Consider the following 19,912-nt stretch of genomic DNA (forward strand, 5'->3'; position numbering starts at 1 on the left):
CGTTTCTTCGTTACTTACCCGTTGTTCTTTCTGAAATCGCGCATGAACTCAACAAGCGTTTTTACGCTGTCGTATTCACAGGCGTTGTAGATACTTGCACGTATTCCGCCAACACTTCTGTGTCCTTTCAGCGCAACAAGGCCATTCTCAGCCGCTTCTGACACGAATGTTTGTTCAAGATTTTCATCTTTAATCCTGAATGTCACATTCATTTTTGATCGGGAATCTTTCTCCACAGTTCCGTGATAGAACTCATCTTTGTCGAGCTCGTTATATATAAGGTCAGATTTTTTCGTGTTGATCTCTTCAAAGTGCGATACTCCACCTTGTTCCTGAACCCATTCCAATACGTAATTCACCATATAGACAGCAAACACCGGGGGGGTGTTAAAAATCTTATCCAGGTGAGTCTGGTAGTTCATCATGGTAGGTAATGCTTCTGACTTCTGATTCTTCATAAACGATTTTCGAATCATCACAACAGTTACTCCGGCGGGGCCGAGGTTTTTCTGTGCACCGGCATAGATCAGAGCATATTTGTCGAGATTAATCGGCCGGGAAAGAAAATCGGAGGAAGCGTCACAAATCAAGAGAGAACCGTTTGTTTCCGGTTCTTCCTGGAACTGAGTTCCAAAAATGGTATTGTTGCTGGTGATATGGGTATATACCGCATCATCAGATGAATTCAGTTCCTCATTGGTTGGAATCCGCGTATAATTTACATCTTTGCTTGAAAATGGAACATGAACGTTTCCAAAAAGCTTGGCTTCTTTAATCGCTTTGGCAGACCATGAGCCTGTATCGATGTAATCGGCAGTCTGGCCTTCACTCAAAAAATTAAAAGGTGCCATTAAAAACTGTGTACTGGCTCCTCCCTGTAAAAAGAGAACTTCCCAGTCATCATCTGCTCCCGTCAGTTCCTTTAACCGGGCTACAGCCTGATCGTTTACTTCTTTATACTCCGGGCTCCGGTGGCTCATCTCCATAATGGAGGCGCCTTTGCCTTTATAATTAGTTAATTCAGATTGTGCTTTCTCTAAAACCGAAACGGGAAGTGTTGCCGGTCCGGCGCTAAAATTATGTACTCTATTCATGGTTGATTTAAAATGTATGTATGATTAATCCTGATTTTAGTTTAGGCTCAAACCAGGTTGATTTTGGAGGCATAAGCTCGCCCTGGTCTGAAACGTCTACCAATTCCTGTATACCTGTGGGATACATGCTGATTGCTAAATCGTATTTTCCTGAATCAACAACTTTTTCCAGTTCTTTCGTGCCTCTGATTCCTCCAATAAAATTTATTTTTTTATCTGTCCGTGGATTTTCAATATCAAAAAACGGACTCAGAATCTGATCCTGCAGAATAGCGGCATCTAAAGAAGAAGCAACATTATCATCTTTGGCCTCCGGTAAATTCATCTTCCACCAATCTCCTTTATAGTAGAGATTTATAATGCCTTTCTCTTCGGGCTGTTTGGTTGAAGTTTTCTCTGTCCCAAAATTGTCTTTAAGCTTTCCAAATGTTTCATCGGAGACATCTTTCAAAACACGGTTGTAGGGAAGAATTTTCATCTGCTCCATCGGGAAAAGAACCACCGGGAAATATTCAAATTCAGATTCACCCGGAAACGTTTTTCTCTTTTTTCTAAGCATCTCTGCTACTCGCGAGGCACTTTTACACCGGTGATGACCATCGGCAATATATAGATTTTCAATCTTTGAGAATCCTTCAACAAAATCGACTGTTGAAAATACTTTCCAGATTTTGTGGGTAACTCCGTCATCTCCGGTATGTTCAATGAAAGGTTCAGAAGTCATCGTCGCTTTTTGGATGTGGAATGCAATATCTTCTGTATCCCTGAAAGTTAGCATCACCGGTTCGGCATGAGCTTCCTGTGTGAGGATATGCCGGGTTCGGTCGTCTTCTTTATCGGGCCGGGTGAGTTCATGTTTTAGAATTACTTCATTGTCGTAATCTTCAACGGAGGCACAGGTAAATACACCGGTTTGTGTATGATTTTCTGTTTCAAGCTGGTAGATATAGATCGCAGATTTGGAATCCTGTTCGTACAAGTCGGATCGAAGAAGTTTCTTTAGATTTTCTGCTCCTTTCTCGTAAACAGCTTCATCATTAAATGCAGTGCCTTTCGGAAGGTCAATTTCAGGCCGAATAACATGCAAAAAACTAAAAGGTTTGCCCTCAGCCATTTCAGCGGCTTCTTCGGTGCTTATTACATCATAGGGAACGCTGGCTACTTCGTCTGCCTTTTCGGGTTTCGGAAGCCAGCCTTTAAATGGGTGAATAATTGCCATTAAGTCTGTTCGTTTTTCTTATTTTTAATGAGCCTTAAGTATACAAACTCTTTTACTTTTCAGCGTATAGAATTCTAAACTTAAACAAATATTTAACAGACATGAGCGAGACCGAAAATAAATCGTCTAATAATGAAAAGTTTAGTCCCGACCAACAGCAACAACTTCTCTTTATGATGCTGATTCAACAGCACGAGCAGATTGCTATGATGGGAATGGGTAAAGTAAAAAATCCCGCTACAGATAAAATTGAAAGAGATCTGAAATCAGCTAAATATGCTATTGATACATTGGTAATGCTTCAAAAATTTACAGAAGGTAATTTACCAAAGGAGCTTAAAGATTATTTGAATCAAACACTTACCAATCTCAGGCTAAACTATGCCGACGAACGAGAGAAAGACAGCGGTGAAGAAACCGATTCCTCAGATGAAAAATAGCGAGATTATACCGGTAACGGCTGCAGGTGGTGTACTTTATAAAGCCGGATCATCTCCCAAAAAAGTTCTCCTTATCAAACGAAATGGGTTTTGGGATATACCAAAAGGTAAACTTGAAAAGGGCGAAACAATCGAAGAGTGTGCCGTACGAGAAGTTGAAGAGGAGGTGGGAGCTGAAGATCTCACCACTGAAAAATTTCTGTGCGAGACCTTCCACAGATATCAGGCAGACGGAAAAAATTATGGAAAAACCACTCACTGGTACCTAATGGAGTTTGATAATCCTGATTATGATTTTGAGCCGGAAACCAATGAAGGAATAACAGAAGTGAAATGGGCGAATATTGAAGAAGCAAAAAAAATAGTGGAGTTTGAGAACCTTGTAAAAGTTCTGAATAAAGTGGAATAGAGGGAAATAAAAAAAGGTGTGATTGGATTCCAATCACACCTTAATGCTTAGAATTTAAAAGTATTTAATTCTGTAATCTAAAGAAGATAGGTAAACTGTACTGAACCCGAACGGGTCGTCCACGCTGCATACCAGGTTTAAACTTCGCCTGTTTTACAACTCTGAGTGCTTCTTCATCAGCTCCGCCGCCTATTCCTCGAATTACACGTGGATTTTCAACATTACCCTGTTCGTTTACAATAAACTGAATGTAAACACGACCCTCAATTCCGGCACGTCGTGCCATCTCAGGGTATTTAATTTTCTGTTGAAGTTCACCAAGGCCGCCAATCAATTCTGGCATCTCTTCAACAACAACAAAGAAATCTTCCTCTTCTTCTTCCTCAGCCGGTGGGGGTGGTGGAGGCATATCAAGCTGACCACCTAAATCAAGATCGCCACCGATATTTATTTCTACATCTTCTACAATTTCATCGTTGGGTACTTCTACCGGTACGGGTGGGCGTGGAGGTGGAGGAGGTGTTTCCATCTGTTCGGTTCGAATTACCTCTTCCATTTCCACAACTTCTTGTTCCTCGAGTTGTACTTCTTCCGTTGCACCGGTATTTATTTCCATGCGCACAGCGATGATAAATATTACCAGTGTAATCAGAAGGCCAAGTTCGAGAAAAACCGTGTGAAAATTTCTTAAATCGGCATCTGGTTTCTTTCGTTCAGTCATTTGTCATTAATTGAAGTTTTCTATTACTGAGAGACACCAAAGAGTATAAATCATTTTCGTGTAATTGTCCAACGGTCAGATCCATTCTAATATTATTTTTAGATTTTTTTTAGTTGTTTCTCCATTTCGTTGGTCAGATACCTTTTTTTTATCAAAAATAGAATTCCTACAGCTACTGCGCTTCCGCATATGTCTGCCAGGGCGTCGTAGCTGTTCATGGTTCGGTTAAAAGGTAAAATTTCCTGAAATATTTCTACTGAAATTCCAAAAAAACAGCCGGCTAATAAGATCAACATCAACTTTATTTCAGTTCGTTTTCTTGAAAACATAAAGAGCCCATAGAGCAGAGTCCACACAAAAAAGATTAGAAAATGTCCCAGCTTATCGTAGCTGTAAAGGTTAGAATTTCCCAGTTGGCCTGGTGGAAGCATGGTGAAAAAGAGAGTCACAAGTGTAACTAAAATCAATAGAACCTTTATGAACTGCCTGTTTTTAAGGCAGTATAGAATAGCATTGTCTATCATAGTAAATGTTCAGGACCAAACGGCTTGTTGCTGCCAGGTTCTTGTGAATTTTTATACCCGTTGTAAAGTGCAGATACAGCAGCAAGTTCCGGGTTTTCGCAGATAGACAAATTTGCAGCCAACGCTCCGGAAAGAACATCCCCAAATCCTGCTCTTGAGAACATGGAGGTGTCGTAACCGGTTATATAGCTCGCAGAATTTTCAAATGACAAAATTGACGGGTTGCCTTTAAGCAGAAGTGAAACTTGTGCTTGTTTCGTAAATTCCTTTGTCCACGTAAATCTCTGAAAATCATTTTTAAAATCTGCTCCAAGGTAATTTTTTGCCTCCCCAATATGAGGTGTTAGCAGCCATCTCTTTTTTTGACGAGGCGTAATATCAGATGACTCAATTTTTTCCCAAAAAGAGAGTCCATCGGCATCTAAAATTACAGGTCTATTTTGCTCTTTTAATACTGAAATCAAACAATCACCGGTTTCAGAATTTCTGCCAATTCCCGGACCCGCCAACAATACACCTTCTTTATTGCTGATATTTTCTTTGATTTGATTGGCATGATCTTTTCTGAAATAGTGATCGGAATGATCTCCCAAACCTATTTTAATGATATTCGGAAGTGTACTCTCGTAGATTGGCAGAAGTGCCTTAGGAGCATACAGGAAAACAGCACCGGCTCCTTGCTTCCAGGAACTTTTTGCAGCCATTATTGCAGCTCCGGTCAAACCTTCCGAACCGGCCATGATGTGAACAACCCCGCCATCATATTTGTGCCGGGCCATTCTCTCAATTGCAGGCAGCGAATCTGTTAGTTTTTTATTGATAAGAGCGGCATCCCATTTTCTATAATTCGATGGGAATGGCAGGTTACAGAAAACTACTTTCCCGGTATAATTTCGAGCACTCTTCCAGTGTAAACCAATTTTATTGGCTCCAAAAGTGAATGTATAGTCGGCTTCTACGCATCCCCCCATAATTTCGCCTGAATCTGCGTGCAAACCGGATGGAATATCCATCGAATAGATCGGTTTTGAGAATGCGTTCATTTTCTCAACAATATCAGGAAGATCTCCGCGAAGGTCGCTATTCAGTCCTGTGCCAAATATGCCATCAACTATGTAATCAAAGTCGCGTTCATCAATTTTTTCCAAGCTGTCGATCCATTCAATATCGGCACCGAAATCTTTCAATTTTTTTAGCAGCGACAGGTTGGTTTCAGCATCCGGGGAGAGATCATCATCTCCCAAAACAAAAAAGAACATTGCGCTGTGTTGGGCATCATTGATCAGGTATCGTGCTGCTGCCAGGGCATCACCGGCATTGTTACCTTTTCCGCAGATGTACAATCCCTTTTTCTCATCCCCCCGGAGGCTCCTGATATGACCGGCAGCAGAAGAGGCCGCCAACTCCATCAGCGTAAAACCCTCAATACCAAATTCATTGATGGTTTTTGAATCCATCTCTCGCGACTGTTCTGCCGTGGAGAGTTTGCAATCAACCGGTATGTTAAGTTTATCAGCCATTCTTTAATATGAACGTGCGAAAAGTACTTTTTGTGATGATTCTTTACCTGTTACCATACATTTACCCGGTTCGGAATCGTTATCGAGAGGGATCAATCGGATGGTTGCTTTCGTCTCATCTTTAATTTTTGCTTCGGTTTCTTCAGTGCCATCCCAGTGAGCATAAATAAAACCGCCATCTTCTATCTCCTCTTTGAATTGATCGTACGAATCAACGTGCCGGGTTTCGTTCTCGGTTCGTTCTTTCGCTGAATTAAACAGATCCGTTTGAATCGTCTCCAACAGATCAGCAATATGCTCTGCAGCTCCTTCCTTGCTGATAATATTTTTGTCGAGCGTATCTCGTCTCGCCAGTTCCAAATTTCCGTTCTTCACATCACGGGGACCCACTGCAACCCGCAGCGGAATTCCGGCCGCTTCGTGCTCGGCAAATTTATAGCCGGGTTGCTGATTTTCGCGATCATCCAGTTTCACAGATACGCCTTTGTCTCGTAGTTCCTTAATAAGCGGATCGGCATAATCGAGCACTTCAGCGCGTTGATCATCATTCCTGTAAATAGGCACAACAACGACTTGCGTAGGTGCAAGTTTAGGGGGGAGTACAAGCCCCTGGTCATCCGAATGCGTCATAATCAAACCACCGATCAGTCGGGTTGAAACGCCCCAGCTTGTGGCCCAAACATATTTATGCTCGCCGTCGGTATCCTGGAATTTAACATCAAATGCCTTCGCGAAATTTTGACCTAAAAAGTGAGATGTTCCCGCCTGCAATGCTTTTCCATCCTGCATCAGGGCTTCTATACAATAGGTGTCCACCGCACCTGCAAATCTTTCTGAGGCGGTCTTAACACCCGTTTTTACAGGCATGGCCATATAATCCTGGGCAAACGTTTTGTAAACCTCCAGCATTCTTTCTGTTTCTTCTACGGCTTCTTCTTTAGTTGCGTGTGCCGTGTGGCCTTCCTGCCATAAAAATTCCATCGTTCGGAGGAAAAGCCGCGTGCGCATCTCCCAGCGAACCACATTTGCCCATTGGTTAATCAAAATCGGCAGATCACGATAGGATTGAATCCAGTTTCGGTACGAATCCCAGATAATCGTTTCTGATGTGGGCCGCACAATCAACTCCTCTTCCAGTTTTGATTCAGGATCGACCTCCACGCCGCCATCTACACTTTTTAACCGGCTGTGAGTAACCACCGCACACTCCTTAGCAAAACCCTCAACATGCTGGGCCTCTTTCGAAAGAAATGATTTTGGGATAAACAGAGGGAAATAAGCATTTTCATGGCCGGTATCTTTGAACATCTGGTCCAGCGCACCCTTCATATTTTCCCACAGGGCAAAACCGTTCGGACGTATCACCATAGAGCCGCGGACCGGGGAGTGGTCGGCCAGCTTCGCTTCTTTTACTACATCTAAATACCATTGTGAATAATCGTCTTTTCTGTTCGTGATACGTTTCGCCATCTGTAATTTTAATTCGTTGTTTATTGATTCTTTAAAAATACCTTAAGATAAACTCAAGATAAAGATCATTTGGTAGAAGTTTGTGTTGATTGGCAAAGAAATATCGAAAGAACATTTCACCATTCTTATAAAAATGGTATCTTTCAGGCTCTGATTTTTTAAAGTGAACTACCGTGGTAGCTCAGGTGGTAAGAGCGTCGGATTCATAACCCGGAGGTCGAGGGTTCAAGTCCCTCCCACGGTACACATGAAGCCACATTGCATGTTTGTGATGTGGCTTTTTTAATTACTTTAATCAGGTCAAGACAAATTAAGAAGTGGGTAACTTAAGAGTAGTATCTTCTGAAAATCGATTTGGACGGGCAAAAAAAATTAGCAGCACTCCGATCAAAGAATGCTGCTAAATATCATCTACAGACGGCTATTACCCCATTTGCAAAATTAACTTACTTTTATCAAGAGCCTTCTGCAATAAGTATTTGAACGTAATTTAATTACGTATAAATACGTAGATAGGGCTTTAGTCTATATTCTCTTCCATTGCAAACCGAACAAGTGCAGCTGTATTTTTTAAGTTGAGTTTGTTCATCAGGTTGGAGCGATGAGTCTCAACAGTTCTCGGACTGATAAACAACAAGTTGGCGATCTCAGCACTTGTATATCCCTGTACAATTAACTTAACAATCTCTTTCTCTCGCTTCGTAATCAGCTTTTTGCCTTTTCCGGCAGTTTTTTTTGCGCTGTCGGCATACTTGCCAATCATCATTTGGGAAGCAGATTTTCCAAATGCCTGCCTTCCCTGATTAACCTCAATAATTGCATCTATCAACTCTTCTTCCGGTGCATTTTTTGTAAGATACCCTTTCACTCCGGCTTTTAATGATTGATTAAGATGTGTGAGTTCAGTGGAATGGGTTAATACAATAACGGGCGGTTCTTCTGCGGCTTTTTCCAGCTCCGTCATCAAATCATGGATATTCATATCGGGTATTCCGGACGAGACAAGACAAACGGCAGCAGGATTTTTTTTGAAATGTTTGATGAGCTCTTTCCCGGATCTGCATACATTTTCCAGTTGAACTTTATTGGAGGAGTTCAGGATAGATTCCAATCCGTGCTTGTAGATATCGAAACTTTCCGCAACTAATACATGAACTTTGCCCATCGTGGTAGCCTGTAGGTCCGTCTTTACATGTACCAATATAATCCTTTATCCTAAAATGTAAAGGACTATATCATGAGAAGTTACCCCGAAATTTTTACTTCTTGAACTGTAAGTTAAATAAAATCAGAAGGATACTTTTTTAAACAAGTGGAAATGCTCTTTGTTTGAAAGAAGACTACATAATAAGCCCCGAAGGGGCGTCATCAATAGCATGGGTGAAACCCTATGAAATAACGCATTTCATTCGATCAGCCTGAAAGGGCGTAAGCCCGAGATTGTAAGAGCTTCGTTCAGGGCTAACAATCCTATGATTCCACATAGATGTCGATAAGCCCTTGGCTTTTATGCAACTCCTGGTCGACGGTGGATTCAAACCGAGAGTCAGCAATTTTGCAAAGGACTCCTCACTTCGCTGACTGAATACGCAAACACGGAATGCGGCAATCTCCTGATCAAAGCCATGAAAGGGAGATTGCTTCGTCCCGACGCATCCTATCGTGTGGACACATCTTAAAGACTAAACATATCATCTTTGACGAAGTTTTTTACAATTGATTGGAGATTCTTCGAACCAGATACAAAAACACTGTCAGGGTCTACCGATGACAGATTGATAAAATACGTCTTTATATAACTTAAAAGCCTCATGCCATTTTTTCCTCTTACTTTTGAACCGCCAAAAGTAAGCAAAACCTCCCGGCTGTGATGGCTTCCGGGCATGGTTTGCACGCACGGGTACACTCTGCGAATGCTCACAGGGTGAGCGCACAGAGCGATTTCTCCCGTGCTGTGTTGCAAACCATGCAATTCCTCCACCCATCAAGGCCGAAGTGGAGAAAACCTTATCATCATTTGTCAAGTTGATTATGAAAAGATTTTCTGTTTCCTACTCAATGGTGTCGCCGTGCCTCTTTAGGATATTATGTCATCCCGAGCAGAGTTGAGGCGAGTCAAGTGAGTCGGAACGAAGTACGAGGTATCGCTGCCAGAATGGGCGGGTAAGAAATGGAAAGCAAGGGGAATGATTTTCGAAAAGTGAAAAAAGCAGTACTTCACAAACAGAATCAAAGATATTTTTTCTAAAATGTTGTGGACAGTTATGGATCAGAACAGAAAAAATAATATGTACAAGCTTGAAAACGATTTTGCTGACCACAGGACAGTTCGAATCCAATTTGTTTTGATGAGTTTTTGAACAAGAGATTCGTTATATCCATCTGATAGAGAATTATGAATGGGAACCTGTACGAAAAAGGTTACAAGCCAGATGAGTATCACTACGATCAATCCAAAAATATTCAATCCTGCAAACTGCTGAAATTCAAATACCAATATTCCGGAGGTGGCTAACTCTATCGTCATCAGTGGGACGACGATAATAGAGATTCGTTGTTTATGAAAACCGATGTGCTCAATAAAGTTAGTTTTATCAGACCGCAGAAAAAACGGGTAATGAACAAGCTGCACACACCAAATCAACCCGAAAAGAGAAAAACTGCAAAAAATATTGGCAATAAAACTTAAACTCAGCATAAAAGTTACAGATGAAATGAGCGAATGGTTATCAGATTCTTTATTTTTGCCGCTTACAAAGAAAACGATTTAATAAGCATTTAATCAATATAGATTTTTTATGAGTTGGAACCGAACCCACACATGCGGTGAATTGACAATTGACAATCAGGGAGAGGAGGTTGTGTTGAATGGCTGGATCTCTACACGCCGCGACTTAGGCGGGCTTATTTTTATCGATCTTCGGGATCGTTACGGAATTACCCAAATTGTTTTCGATGAGACGAATAAAGAGCTGCATGAGATGGCCGAAGACCTCCGTTCGGAATATGTTATTGGGGTGAAAGGAAAAGTGATAGAACGGGATGAAGAAACCATCAATCCCGATATGTCAACCGGCAAGATAGAGGTGGAAGTGAGCAACCTGATTGTCTATTCAGAAGCGGAAACTCCACCATTTGAAATTAAAGATGGAATTGCTACCAATGAGGAAACGCGTCTGAAATATCGCTACCTGGATATCCGGAGGCAGGAGATTCAGGATAAGCTGATGTTGAGATCAGACGTGGCTCACACGGTTCGAAATTTTTACCACGACAAGAAATTTGCAGAAGTTGAAACACCCGTTTTAATGCGTTCAACACCGGAAGGAGCGCGCGATTATTTGGTGCCCAGCCGGGTGAATCCGGGGCGATTTTTTGCGCTCCCGCAGAGTCCGCAAACCTACAAGCAGTTGTTGATGGTGTCCGGGATGGACCGTTATTTCCAGATTGTAAAATGTTTCAGGGATGAGGATTTGAGAGCCGACCGCCAGCCGGAGTTCACGCAGATTGATGTAGAGATGTCGTTCGTGGATGAAGAGAATATTTTTAAAGTACATGAAGAGTTGATGGCAAAACTCTGGAAAGAGCACCTGGATGTTGAGATTGAAACCCCGTTCCAGAGAATGCCTTACGAGGTAGCTCTCCATACATACGGATCTGACAAACCGGATCTTCGGTTTGGATTGGAAATCAACGACATTTCGGATGATGTGAAAGATTGTGAGTTCAAGATTTTTAAGTCCATTGTGAAGAAAGGTGGCCACGTGGTTTCTATTACAGTTCCGGGTGAAGGAAATATGGGGCGTGGTGCATTGGATCGCCTGACAGAACGTGTGCAATCACAAACCGGCGCGGCCGGAATGGTATTTATGAAACTGCAAGATGGTGAAATTAATTGCAGCGTCGGTAAGTTTCTGGATGATGAGACCATGAAAAATATGGTAGAAACATCCGGTGCCAATGACGGTGATTTGGTTCTGATTCTTGCCGGTCCGTCACCTGATGTGTTCAAACAGATGGGCACCCTTCGGTTGATGGTTGCCAAAGATTTTGATCTGATCCGAACGGATCAAACCAAATTTTTATGGGTGACGGATTTTCCGCTCCTTGAATGGTCGAAAGAGGATTTGCGATATCACTCGCTTCATCACCCGTTTACAGCTCCTAAGCCGGAAGATATTGAACTGTTGGATGAGGATCCGGCTCAGGTGAAATCCAGGGCGTATGATTTAGTACTGAACGGAAATGAGCTTGGCGGGGGTTCTATTCGTATCCATGACTCCGAACTACAGCAAAAAGTATTTAATGTACTCGGAATTGATGATGATGAAGCTGAAGAGAAATTCGGATTCCTGATGGATGCATTTAAATATGGAGCACCGCCGCACGGTGGAATTGCGTTTGGATTGGATCGGATGATTATGCTGATGGCCGGTGCACAAAGCCTGCGGGATGTAATTGCATTTCCGAAGAACCAGCGAGCGCAAAGCCTGATGGACAATTCACCGGGCGAGGTGGATGAAGAGCAACTTCGTGAGCTTCATATTTCATTGAGAAATACGGTAGATAAGTAACACGGGTTGCTGAGCAGCGGGGCACAAGCGAGGACGCTTGCGCCATCTGTAATAGAATACTTCACTTAAATTTTACAAATTTTGAAAACTGCGGGAATAGACGGCTGTGCAGCCGGTTGGATCTTAATAACATTTGATGAGGGCGATGCTTCCTACGAAGTGCTTCGAAACGATGATGATCTGGAAGATGCCTTTCACAGGTTCGATCGTATTCTGATTGATATGCCGATAGGCCTGGAAGATGAAAATTATACGCGCGAATGTGATGCTCTTCTTCGAAAAGAGTTGGGTGCTGAGTATGCATCAAGCGTGTTTAGCCCGCCCATTCGGCCGGCTCTGAATGCTCCATCGTATGTGGAAGCAAATATGCAAAGTTACGAATTCACCGAAAAAAAGCTGACGCTGCAGGCCTGGAATATCACACCTAAAATAAAGACTGTTGATCAGTTTTTAACGGATCAACCGGAACTACAGGAAAAGGTTTTTGAAAGTCACCCGGAACTGATTTTTAGAAATCTGAATGGAGGCAAGATTTTTCAGAAAAAGAATACCAAAAAGGGATTACGCCACCGGCTTTCTCTGGTGAGCGACCGCGAAGAGATTGCCAAAGATTTTTTCCGGGATATTAAAGAGGAGTTCCGGCGAAATGAGGTGGATGAGGATGATATTGTGGATTCCATGGCGCTGGCACTTGCGGCTAAACAATCCGTTGAAAAAGGTCTAAAGACGCTTCCGGAAGAACCTGAAAAAGACTCAAGCGGCTTGGTGAAGGCGATTCATTACGTTTGATTTATACATATCCGTCTGACCGCTTGGAGCGGTCTGACGGATGGATCTTGCCTGAAATTGTGCCAGTCAGTCATCGGATGAGTGTTACAAGTTTGAATGAAATTTTTTGCAAAAAACTCATACGATGACCCTCCATTTTCCTTAACTCTTATCTAAAATCTTCTTGTACTTCACACCTGCTTTGTGAACGCGATTAAGCCCGTTAAACGCCGCAATTTTGTATGCTTCGGAGTAAGTTGGATAATTTAACACTCGTTCAATAAAGTATTTGATGTTTCCGTTTTGCGACATAATACTTTGGCCTAAGTGGATCATATCAGTTGCATGCTCGCCATAAATATGCACTCCGAGAAGTTTGAGATTATCCGTTCGGAATACGAGCTTCAAAACTCCTTCTGTTTCATGATTCAGATCAGCCCTGGTTAGATTAGAATAGTATGCCCGCCCGACTGTTACGTCGATATTTAATTCCTCTGCTTGTTGCTCAGTTAACCCAATACCAGAAATTTCAGGGATGGAATAGATGCCATATGGCATACTTGTATCACTCATCTCAGCTATAGCTTTGTCTCCAAACATCTCACAAGAAGCGAGGCGTCCCTGGAGAAAGGAAGCTGAGGCAAGAGCAGGATATCCAATAACATCGCCTGCAGCATAAATGTTAGAGACATTTGTACGGTATTGACCATCTACTTTTATATATCCTTCTGCATCTCGTTCTACACCAAGTTTGTCGAGTCCAAGATTATCGGTGTTTGGAATTTTACCGCCAATATACATTACGTGGTCGGTTTCTACTACTTGTAACCGATTGTCATTAGCTGTTTTGAACAGCACTTCATCGCAAGTTCTCAGGTCATTACTCGATATATTTTCGATCGAGATGTTGTTGAAGATCTGGATATTCTTTTTCCGAATGGATTTAAATAATGCAGCTTTAAGCTCTTGATCCAGAAACGGTAAAATTTCATCAAGATCACTCAAAATAGAAACACGTGTTCCAAGAGCTGCAAAAATGGTTGCATACTCAAATGCTATAATTCCGCTTCCAACAATCACCAACCGGCGGGGAATGTGTGTAATATCGAGAATAGAGCCGGAGTCAAGAACTTTAGCTTGATCTATATTCACATTTTGCGGGGCAGATGGCCGGCTCCCGGTAGATATTAAAATATTTTTTCCCTTATAGGTCTCTTTATTTCCAGTCTCTTTAACTACTTCAACTGTGTTAGAATCAATAATTTTACCCCATCCGGTGGCGGTGTCCACTTCGTTTTTTACAATATCTTCCCTCACCTTCTTGTTTTTACTTTCAAGAATGGGGCGTTTGTAATCCATTATATCTTCCATTCTAAATCGCTCATAGGGTTTTCTGCCCCGTTCATCACCAAATTGCGAGTGGAAAGACTGGATTAGCTTGGCGGCTGCGCGAAGTGCTTTACTGGGAACAGTTCCCTTATTAATCCAGGAACCCCCAAGATTGGATTCATTGGCCTCAACAATCAATACTTTTTTATCGAATTTTGTGCTTTGCATTGCACAAGAGAAACCGGCAGGTCCGCTGCCAATAATGATTACATCGTAATCGTACTTCATAAATTTATCTGTGTTAATATTCTAAAGCTAAAGATAGAAGAATTATGAGAGCATTTCTCCTGAAGTTTAAAGAATATCTGAAGCAGCTAAAAAAAATGGAACGTTTTTGACTGATATCTATATTATTGCTAATGTAACGAAGAACAGATAACGTATTGAAGTTAAATACGTTAGAGAAATAAATATTAATATAAAATCAAAGACAATATAATGGCTTACGAACTTCCTGAATTACCATATGAACATGATGCTCTTGAACCCAGCATTGATAAAAGAACGATGGAGATTCATCACGGAAAGCATCATCAGGGATATACAAATAAAGTGAATACTGCTCTTGAAGGGCATCCATTTGCTGACCTTCCAATAGAAGAAGTATTGACGAGAATAGAAGAAGTTCCTGAAAATATCCGCCAGGCAGTAATTAATAATGGCGGCGGTTATGCAAACCATAAACTGTTTTGGACCGTGTTATCACCCAATGGAGGTGGAGAACCGTCCGGAGACCTTGCTGAAGCGATCAACAATAAGTACGACAGCTTCGATAAATTCAAGGAAAAATTTTCATCCACCGCAGCCGGACAGTTTGGATCCGGATGGGGATGGTTGTGTGTCGATGATTCCGGTGACTTAAAAGTGATTTCAACTGCCAACCAGGATAGTCCATACATGCACGGATTAACTCCAATTTTTGGCGTTGATGTCTGGGAACACGCTTACTACCTGCACTACCAAAACCGACGTCCCGACTATTTAAGCGCAATTTGGGATGTTGTAAATTGGGATCAGGTAGAAGAGAATTACAAGAATGCTAAGTAACTAAAGAGTACATTTAGCTAAAATACTTGTAAGGGTGCCTCAGATGATGGGGCACCTTTTTTTATTTCACATTAATGATAAACCAATCTTCTCCCTGCCCAAGGTTTCGGCTGATGGCATACCGCATGTTTGCCTCACGTCTGCTGCGGTTGCTAAAATTATCTCTTTGCCTGTTTGATACGGAAGAAGCTTCTTCTCTGAAATTGAAATCAGGCGGTTCAATAGAAAATCCAAGCCAAATATCTTCTGCCGAGAGATCAAAAAGCGGAGTTTCGCCAAGTGGTACTTTCATTTCTATTGAGATGTAACGCCGGTCTTGGTTGGCGGCAATTTCAATTCCATCCACTTCTAATTGCGATTTGTCAATAAATCCGTATTCGGCATTGTTTGTACCTTGTGGTCGTTCAACAATTAAAACAGATGAATACATGTCTTCCTGTAAATCTTCAAGAAGCTTCCGGTTTGCAGGTTTGTTAGACCACTCCATATCTGTTGTAAATGAATCAAACGAGTTCGGGTACTGTCTCAATAAGTTGTATGATCCGGGGGGATAAGCAACTCCTGTACGCTTCCTGTTTTCTTCTGATGAACCTAAGTAAACAATTATACCGGATTTTAAAATGCCGCTGTGTTTTACTATTCCTTTTACATCAACAAACAGATAGAGATTGTTATCGTGTGTGGTAGCATAGTAATCTACCTCTGATGTGGATTTTAGTAATGTTTCATTTGTATTCCAGTTTGTTAAGTTTCCGTCAACTTCAATAGTCTGATCTCCCTGGTAAACGGACAACTTTTCGGGGCCTGAACAGCTGATGAAAACAATAAGGCAGAAGAATAAAAAATATAGATTGATTCGCATGAATTGGCTGTGATTTTATATGATAGAAACTGATTGAAGGATAATGAGTCAAACCTTAAAATAGAAATTCTTTTGTTAATCGGTTTTATTGAAGTGATGTATAGAAAAAGTAGAAGACATGCAGGTAAGAAATGTGTTGAATTATCGTTATATTAGACATAGAAATTTTAACAACAAACAAAGTTACTATGCAATTTGGATTTGGCGTTGGCCCTGATACTTCATGGATGAGGAAAGAGCTTACCGACATTGGAGTGGAAGAATTAAAAACTCCTGAAGATGTTGATCGAGCAATGAAAGAATACAATAAAGGAACCATGCTGATGGCTATCAATTCCGTATGTGGATGCGCTGCCGGTAATGCACGTCCCGGACTTGGAATTGCCCTGGAAAATACGGAAGAAAAACCGGATCATCTTGTAACAGTCTTTGCCGGACAGGATAAAGAAGCTACTGCTCGTGCCCGCGAGTATTTTAGCGAATATCCGCCATCTTCACCTGCATTTGCATTTTTTGTTGATGGAGAAATTAAAGCAATGATTCCGCGACACAGAATTGAAGGGCGAACCAAACAGGAAGTAGCCCAGGATTTAGAGATGGTATTTGAAGCTTTTATTAAAGAGAGACAAGAAAAAAGTTAAATTACAGATCTTATAGATACAGAAGAGCCTGTCAAATATTTTTGGCGGGCTTTTTTTGTTTTAAGAGAAATGGTATTGCGTAACAAGTATCTCAAAGTATGTAAGCACCCAATCTGCTCCATTTTAGGTGTCGTCCAGGTTGTTTCAAAGAAAACCCTGCAGGATAAATTTAAGCGAGTGCTAAATACGTGTAGTTAAAATATTTCCCGATAGCCACAATTGAATCTGCCTGTACTGGATATTGAAGTATCCCTGGTTTCGCTGAAGCAGGTAGTTATCAAAAGGAAAATACTCGTTCTTCATTTGTGGCCTTTCAAAGGTATAATTATACCGGGGATCGGTCCTGTCGTACGAGTACGACCAAACCATGGTATTCAAATAACGATCCACATACCATGGAGGGCCGAATAGAATATATATCATACCGAGGTCTGTCTTCCAGCCCTCTTTAAAATTGGTAAACTGCTTATTTGCTTGTTCAACCCGTTCATAATACAAGTTAATCACAGATTTTGCCTTGTTCATGTTTCCAATGTTGGAAAGCCAAAAACGGTCAATAGCCTCTTTTAAAGAATCCGGGTCTTCAATTTCCATCATCTCCTCATGATCATCTCTGTTCATCAAATATATCAGTGGATTTGCAAGTTCTCTTGGGCTTTGCAGGGTTGGGTAATTTTCACTTTTTATTGAGAAATCTCTCGCTTTATAGATCTCCTCACCACTATCTTTGGTGGTTTCAACCTCAAAACGGTAGGTACCTTTTTCAAGCTGTTCATACTTAAATTCAATTAATACACTTCCGGGATCATCCAATCGCCGTGTCGTGAAATCCACTTCCTCGGGATCTCTGATCTCTATTCCCTTGTAGGGAAGCGTGGAGGGGCTGTAATTATTGAAGTTCATAGGTCGTGCAGCAGTCGTATCTGTCTCGTATTTGAGCAGTCGCGACTGGATGGTAAGGGGGTCCTCTACGTTGTTATTTGTTACCTGGAACATAAACTTAAGGCTGTCTAATCCCGAAGAAGCCGTGTAAGTAGTAATAGGAAAAAAGTCGGGATTCTCAACTTCTTCAGGCGAGTGTTTTCCCATCAGGCGTATTGTGGTAAGGTTAATTTCGGGATTTTGAGGATCGGGTATATCTGCTTCGCTGGTTCTGCTGGAAGCTTTACCGGAGGATTGATCGAGAACAGTAACAGTTACTTCGAAACTTCCGGGCACAACTTCTATACGTTCCCGATGGCTGAAAACATCCTGGCTTTGATAACTTCCGTTATAACTTGATTCTACAGCAAAATCCTTTCGTAGATTTTTGGTAAAATCACCATCGTTTTGGAGAATTCTTATTTCGATTGAAACATTGGCAGATCGAACACCCTCTTCGTCCGTGGAATATATTAAACTGCCAAGTACTACATCCGTTGTTACATCGATGAGCGGTTCGTCGTCTTCACTCAGAATTCCAATAGACGACATGCGAACTTCGGGATATCCATCCTGGAAGCGAAAAGTAGATCCTCTTTCCACATCGGGATTTGTTGATCGTACACAACCTGACATGTAGAGTGCGAAGATCAGTATAGAAAGCAGGCTGTAGTTTTTTATAGTTGTGTTCATAAATGTGCGTTTATCTACAGTATTTTCGATCTTGTTTGCAAAAGGAGTATTTGCATTATTATAACAGTTTATCTGTGTGATAATTGCTTACCTTTCGTACTATTAATATTATCTATCCAAAAATTTTCTCAATAACAAACACATATTTATGTTAGGAAGTGCCCGACGCACAAAAATAGTTTGCACATTAGGTCCAAGTAGTAACACGTTCGAGGATATTGAAAAGCTTTATTTTGCGGGAATGAATGTTGTGCGAATCAATTTTTCCCACGGCTCACACGAAGATCATAAACGAACAATTGGGTATGTACGGGAAGTTGCACAAAAGCATGAGTATTCTATACCGGTTTTAATGGACCTGCAGGGGCCTAAAATTCGGGTGGGTACCATGAAAGACGGCGGACAGTTTGTGGAAAGTGGCTCACAGGTGAAGCTGACGACTGATGATATTGAGGGAACAAACGAAATTGTACCGATTGATTATCCAAATCTCGCAGAAGATGCCGTTGTTGGAAATCAGATTTTGATTGATGATGGACTTCTTGAACTTAAAATCGTTGAAAAAAAAGGGTCGGAGTTAGTAGCCGATGTTATTGTAGGGGGTGTTTTAAAATCACGAAAGGGAGTGAACCTGCCGGATGTTGAGATCTCGATGGGCTCACTTACTGAAAAAGATATTGAAGACCTGGAATTTGGCTTGGATGTAGGAGTAGATTATGTGGCGATGTCGTTCGTACGATCTGCCCGGGATGTACAGGATGTAATTTCCAGAATTCGGGCAAAGGGAAGTAACGCAGCAATTATTGCCAAAATTGAGAAGCCCGAGGCGGTAGAAGTGATTGATGAAATTATTGAAGAGTCTGATGGAATTATGGTGGCCCGCGGTGATTTGGGAATTGAAATTCCAAGTGAGCAGGTGCCTTTGGTTCAAAAGAAAATAATTGAAAGGTGCCGGATGGCCGGTAAACCGGTTATTACTGCTACTCAAATGCTCGATTCAATGATCAACAATCCACGTGCTACTCGTGCCGAAAGTTCGGATGTGGCAAATGCCGTGGTTGACGGTACAGACGCTGTGATGCTTTCGGGTGAAACGGCAGCCGGCAAGTATCCTGAAGAATCTGTCAGAACTATGGCAAAAATTATTAAATCGGTTGAGCAAAATGCATCATCCATCTATTACAGTTTGAAGTATCGCAAACCAGACTGGAAAGAGAAGCAGGTGATTGAATCGTTGGCGTTTTCATGCGTTACTATTGCCGATAATGTTGATGCCAAAGCTATCAGTACCATCACTCACTCCGGGAATACTGCAAGGCGGATCGCCAAATTCAGGCCAAAAGTACCGGTTGTGGCGTTTACGGAAAGCCAAATTGTACGCAGGCAATTGAATCTTGTATGGGGAGTAAGCTCTGTTCGGCTCGATGAAATTTTTGATACGGATATGAGTGTAAAAATGATGGAAGATTATCTGCTCGAAAATGGATTGGTGGAAAATAACGACCGTGTAATTATTGCTACAGGTATTCCGCTTGCCAAACGAGGGCGAACGAATATGATTAAAGTGAGCACCATTCAAGATCAATAAATACGCATGACGAATGTCCGGCGTTGATATAT

At 41.6% G+C, this 19,912-nt stretch carries 18 protein-coding genes and 1 tRNA gene; 8 read left to right on the plus strand and 11 right to left on the minus strand.

Features of this window, described 5'->3' with window-relative positions:
- Nucleotides 1-14: 14 nt before the first annotated feature.
- Nucleotides 15-1,094 (minus strand): 3-phosphoserine/phosphohydroxythreonine transaminase, encoded by a 1,080-nt coding sequence (gene serC, locus U5K72_07370; GenBank protein MDZ7718617.1) that lies wholly within the window; start codon nt 1,092-1,094, stop codon nt 15-17.
- 7 nt (nt 1,095-1,101) lie between these two features.
- Nucleotides 1,102-2,313 carry a DUF1015 family protein gene (locus U5K72_07375; GenBank protein ID MDZ7718618.1) on the minus strand — a complete coding sequence of 404 codons (1,212 nt, stop codon included), beginning with the start codon at nt 2,311-2,313 and terminating at the stop codon, nt 1,102-1,104.
- 101 nt (nt 2,314-2,414) lie between these two features.
- On the opposite strand from U5K72_07375, the gene U5K72_07380 reads away from it, so the two are divergent.
- Both U5K72_07380 and U5K72_07385 read left to right on the plus strand, forming a co-directional pair.
- Nucleotides 2,415-2,753 (plus strand): DUF1844 domain-containing protein, encoded by a 339-nt coding sequence (locus U5K72_07380; protein ID MDZ7718619.1) that lies wholly within the window; start codon nt 2,415-2,417, stop codon nt 2,751-2,753.
- Entirely contained in the window at nt 2,743-3,162 is a 420-nt protein-coding gene (locus U5K72_07385; protein MDZ7718620.1) for an NUDIX hydrolase, read from the plus strand. The genes U5K72_07380 and U5K72_07385 overlap by 11 nt, the downstream gene beginning before the upstream one ends.
- A gap of 64 nt (nt 3,163-3,226) precedes the next feature.
- Here the strand turns inward: U5K72_07385 and U5K72_07390 are convergent, their stop codons facing one another.
- The 4 genes from U5K72_07390 to proS form a co-directional block, all read right to left on the minus strand.
- Nucleotides 3,227-3,883 carry an energy transducer TonB gene (locus tag U5K72_07390; protein MDZ7718621.1) on the minus strand — a complete coding sequence of 219 codons (657 nt, stop codon included), beginning with the start codon at nt 3,881-3,883 and terminating at the stop codon, nt 3,227-3,229.
- 98 nt (nt 3,884-3,981) lie between these two features.
- Entirely contained in the window at nt 3,982-4,407 is a 426-nt protein-coding gene (locus U5K72_07395; protein MDZ7718622.1) for a VanZ family protein, read from the minus strand.
- Nucleotides 4,404-5,927 (minus strand): NAD(P)H-hydrate epimerase, encoded by a 1,524-nt coding sequence (locus U5K72_07400; protein ID MDZ7718623.1) that lies wholly within the window; start codon nt 5,925-5,927, stop codon nt 4,404-4,406. Before U5K72_07400 ends, U5K72_07395 begins: the two co-directional genes overlap by 4 nt.
- 3 nt (nt 5,928-5,930) lie before the next feature.
- Nucleotides 5,931-7,397: a proline--tRNA ligase gene (gene proS / locus U5K72_07405; protein MDZ7718624.1), complete on the minus strand. Its 1,467-nt coding sequence runs from the start codon at nt 7,395-7,397 to the stop codon at nt 5,931-5,933.
- 170 nt (nt 7,398-7,567) lie between these two features.
- On the opposite strand from proS, the gene U5K72_07410 reads away from it, so the two are divergent.
- A tRNA-Met gene (locus tag U5K72_07410) sits at nt 7,568-7,641 on the plus strand.
- A 276-nt stretch (nt 7,642-7,917) separates the two neighbouring features.
- On the opposite strand, the gene U5K72_07415 is transcribed toward U5K72_07410, so the two are convergent.
- Nucleotides 7,918-8,598, minus strand: a complete 681-nt coding sequence (locus tag U5K72_07415) for a response regulator transcription factor (GenBank protein ID MDZ7718625.1) — start codon at nt 8,596-8,598, stop codon at nt 7,918-7,920.
- A 1,068-nt stretch (nt 8,599-9,666) separates the two neighbouring features.
- Nucleotides 9,667-10,095, minus strand: a complete 429-nt coding sequence (locus tag U5K72_07420) for a hypothetical protein (GenBank protein ID MDZ7718626.1) — start codon at nt 10,093-10,095, stop codon at nt 9,667-9,669.
- A gap of 100 nt (nt 10,096-10,195) precedes the next feature.
- On the opposite strand from U5K72_07420, the gene aspS reads away from it, so the two are divergent.
- The gene (aspS, locus tag U5K72_07425) at nt 10,196-11,971 is read left to right on the plus strand and encodes an aspartate--tRNA ligase (protein MDZ7718627.1); all 1,776 of its coding nucleotides are present in this window, start codon (nt 10,196-10,198) and stop codon (nt 11,969-11,971) included.
- Nucleotides 11,972-12,052: 81 nt separating this feature from the next.
- Nucleotides 12,053-12,760, plus strand: coding sequence for a DUF429 domain-containing protein (locus tag U5K72_07430; protein ID MDZ7718628.1), 708 nt, complete (start codon nt 12,053-12,055; stop codon nt 12,758-12,760).
- 141 nt (nt 12,761-12,901) lie between these two features.
- On the opposite strand, the gene sthA is transcribed toward U5K72_07430, so the two are convergent.
- Nucleotides 12,902-14,356 (minus strand): Si-specific NAD(P)(+) transhydrogenase, encoded by a 1,455-nt coding sequence (gene sthA, locus U5K72_07435; GenBank protein ID MDZ7718629.1) that lies wholly within the window; start codon nt 14,354-14,356, stop codon nt 12,902-12,904.
- 210 nt (nt 14,357-14,566) lie between these two features.
- On the opposite strand from sthA, the gene U5K72_07440 reads away from it, so the two are divergent.
- On the plus strand, nt 14,567-15,175 hold the full coding sequence (locus U5K72_07440) for a superoxide dismutase (GenBank protein MDZ7718630.1): 609 nt from the start codon (nt 14,567-14,569) through the stop codon (nt 15,173-15,175).
- A gap of 61 nt (nt 15,176-15,236) precedes the next feature.
- Here the strand turns inward: U5K72_07440 and U5K72_07445 are convergent, their stop codons facing one another.
- Complete coding sequence (locus U5K72_07445) at nt 15,237-16,037, minus strand: hypothetical protein (GenBank protein MDZ7718631.1); 801 nt, start codon at nt 16,035-16,037, stop codon at nt 15,237-15,239.
- Between the two features lie 188 nt (nt 16,038-16,225).
- Here U5K72_07445 and U5K72_07450 point away from each other — a divergent pair, with 188 nt between their 5' ends.
- Nucleotides 16,226-16,678: a BrxA/BrxB family bacilliredoxin gene (locus tag U5K72_07450; protein MDZ7718632.1), complete on the plus strand. Its 453-nt coding sequence runs from the start codon at nt 16,226-16,228 to the stop codon at nt 16,676-16,678.
- A 180-nt stretch (nt 16,679-16,858) separates the two neighbouring features.
- On the opposite strand, the gene U5K72_07455 is transcribed toward U5K72_07450, so the two are convergent.
- Entirely contained in the window at nt 16,859-18,292 is a 1,434-nt protein-coding gene (locus tag U5K72_07455; GenBank protein MDZ7718633.1) for a GWxTD domain-containing protein, read from the minus strand.
- Nucleotides 18,293-18,440: 148 nt separating this feature from the next.
- Here U5K72_07455 and pyk point away from each other — a divergent pair, with 148 nt between their 5' ends.
- The gene (gene pyk, locus U5K72_07460) at nt 18,441-19,880 is read left to right on the plus strand and encodes a pyruvate kinase (GenBank protein ID MDZ7718634.1); all 1,440 of its coding nucleotides are present in this window, start codon (nt 18,441-18,443) and stop codon (nt 19,878-19,880) included.
- Nucleotides 19,881-19,912 lie beyond the last annotated feature (32 nt).

Source organism: Balneolaceae bacterium, assembly GCA_034521495.1.
Classification (GTDB): domain Bacteria; phylum Bacteroidota; class Rhodothermia; order Balneolales; family Balneolaceae; genus Rhodohalobacter.

Bases quoted from the DNA above. Each gene is read 5' to 3' on its own strand.
- serC (MDZ7718617.1), bottom strand. From the start codon at position 1,094: ATGAATAGAGTACATAATTTTAGCGCCGGACCGGCAACACTTCCCGTT.
- U5K72_07375 (MDZ7718618.1), bottom strand. From the start codon at position 2,313: ATGGCAATTATTCACCCATTTAAAGGCTGGCTTCCGAAACCCGAAAAG.
- U5K72_07380 (MDZ7718619.1), top strand. From the start codon at position 2,415: ATGAGCGAGACCGAAAATAAATCGTCTAATAATGAAAAGTTTAGTCCC.
- U5K72_07385 (MDZ7718620.1), top strand. From the start codon at position 2,743: ATGAAAAATAGCGAGATTATACCGGTAACGGCTGCAGGTGGTGTACTT.
- U5K72_07390 (MDZ7718621.1), bottom strand. From the start codon at position 3,883: ATGACTGAACGAAAGAAACCAGATGCCGATTTAAGAAATTTTCACACG.
- U5K72_07395 (MDZ7718622.1), bottom strand. From the start codon at position 4,407: ATGATAGACAATGCTATTCTATACTGCCTTAAAAACAGGCAGTTCATA.
- U5K72_07400 (MDZ7718623.1), bottom strand. From the start codon at position 5,927: ATGGCTGATAAACTTAACATACCGGTTGATTGCAAACTCTCCACGGCA.
- proS (MDZ7718624.1), bottom strand. From the start codon at position 7,397: ATGGCGAAACGTATCACGAACAGAAAAGACGATTATTCACAATGGTAT.
- U5K72_07420 (MDZ7718626.1), bottom strand. From the start codon at position 10,095: ATGCTGAGTTTAAGTTTTATTGCCAATATTTTTTGCAGTTTTTCTCTT.
- aspS (MDZ7718627.1), top strand. From the start codon at position 10,196: ATGAGTTGGAACCGAACCCACACATGCGGTGAATTGACAATTGACAAT.
- sthA (MDZ7718629.1), bottom strand. From the start codon at position 14,356: ATGAAGTACGATTACGATGTAATCATTATTGGCAGCGGACCTGCCGGT.
- U5K72_07440 (MDZ7718630.1), top strand. From the start codon at position 14,567: ATGGCTTACGAACTTCCTGAATTACCATATGAACATGATGCTCTTGAA.
- U5K72_07445 (MDZ7718631.1), bottom strand. From the start codon at position 16,037: ATGCGAATCAATCTATATTTTTTATTCTTCTGCCTTATTGTTTTCATC.
- U5K72_07450 (MDZ7718632.1), top strand. From the start codon at position 16,226: ATGCAATTTGGATTTGGCGTTGGCCCTGATACTTCATGGATGAGGAAA.
- U5K72_07455 (MDZ7718633.1), bottom strand. From the start codon at position 18,292: ATGAACACAACTATAAAAAACTACAGCCTGCTTTCTATACTGATCTTC.
- pyk (MDZ7718634.1), top strand. From the start codon at position 18,441: ATGTTAGGAAGTGCCCGACGCACAAAAATAGTTTGCACATTAGGTCCA.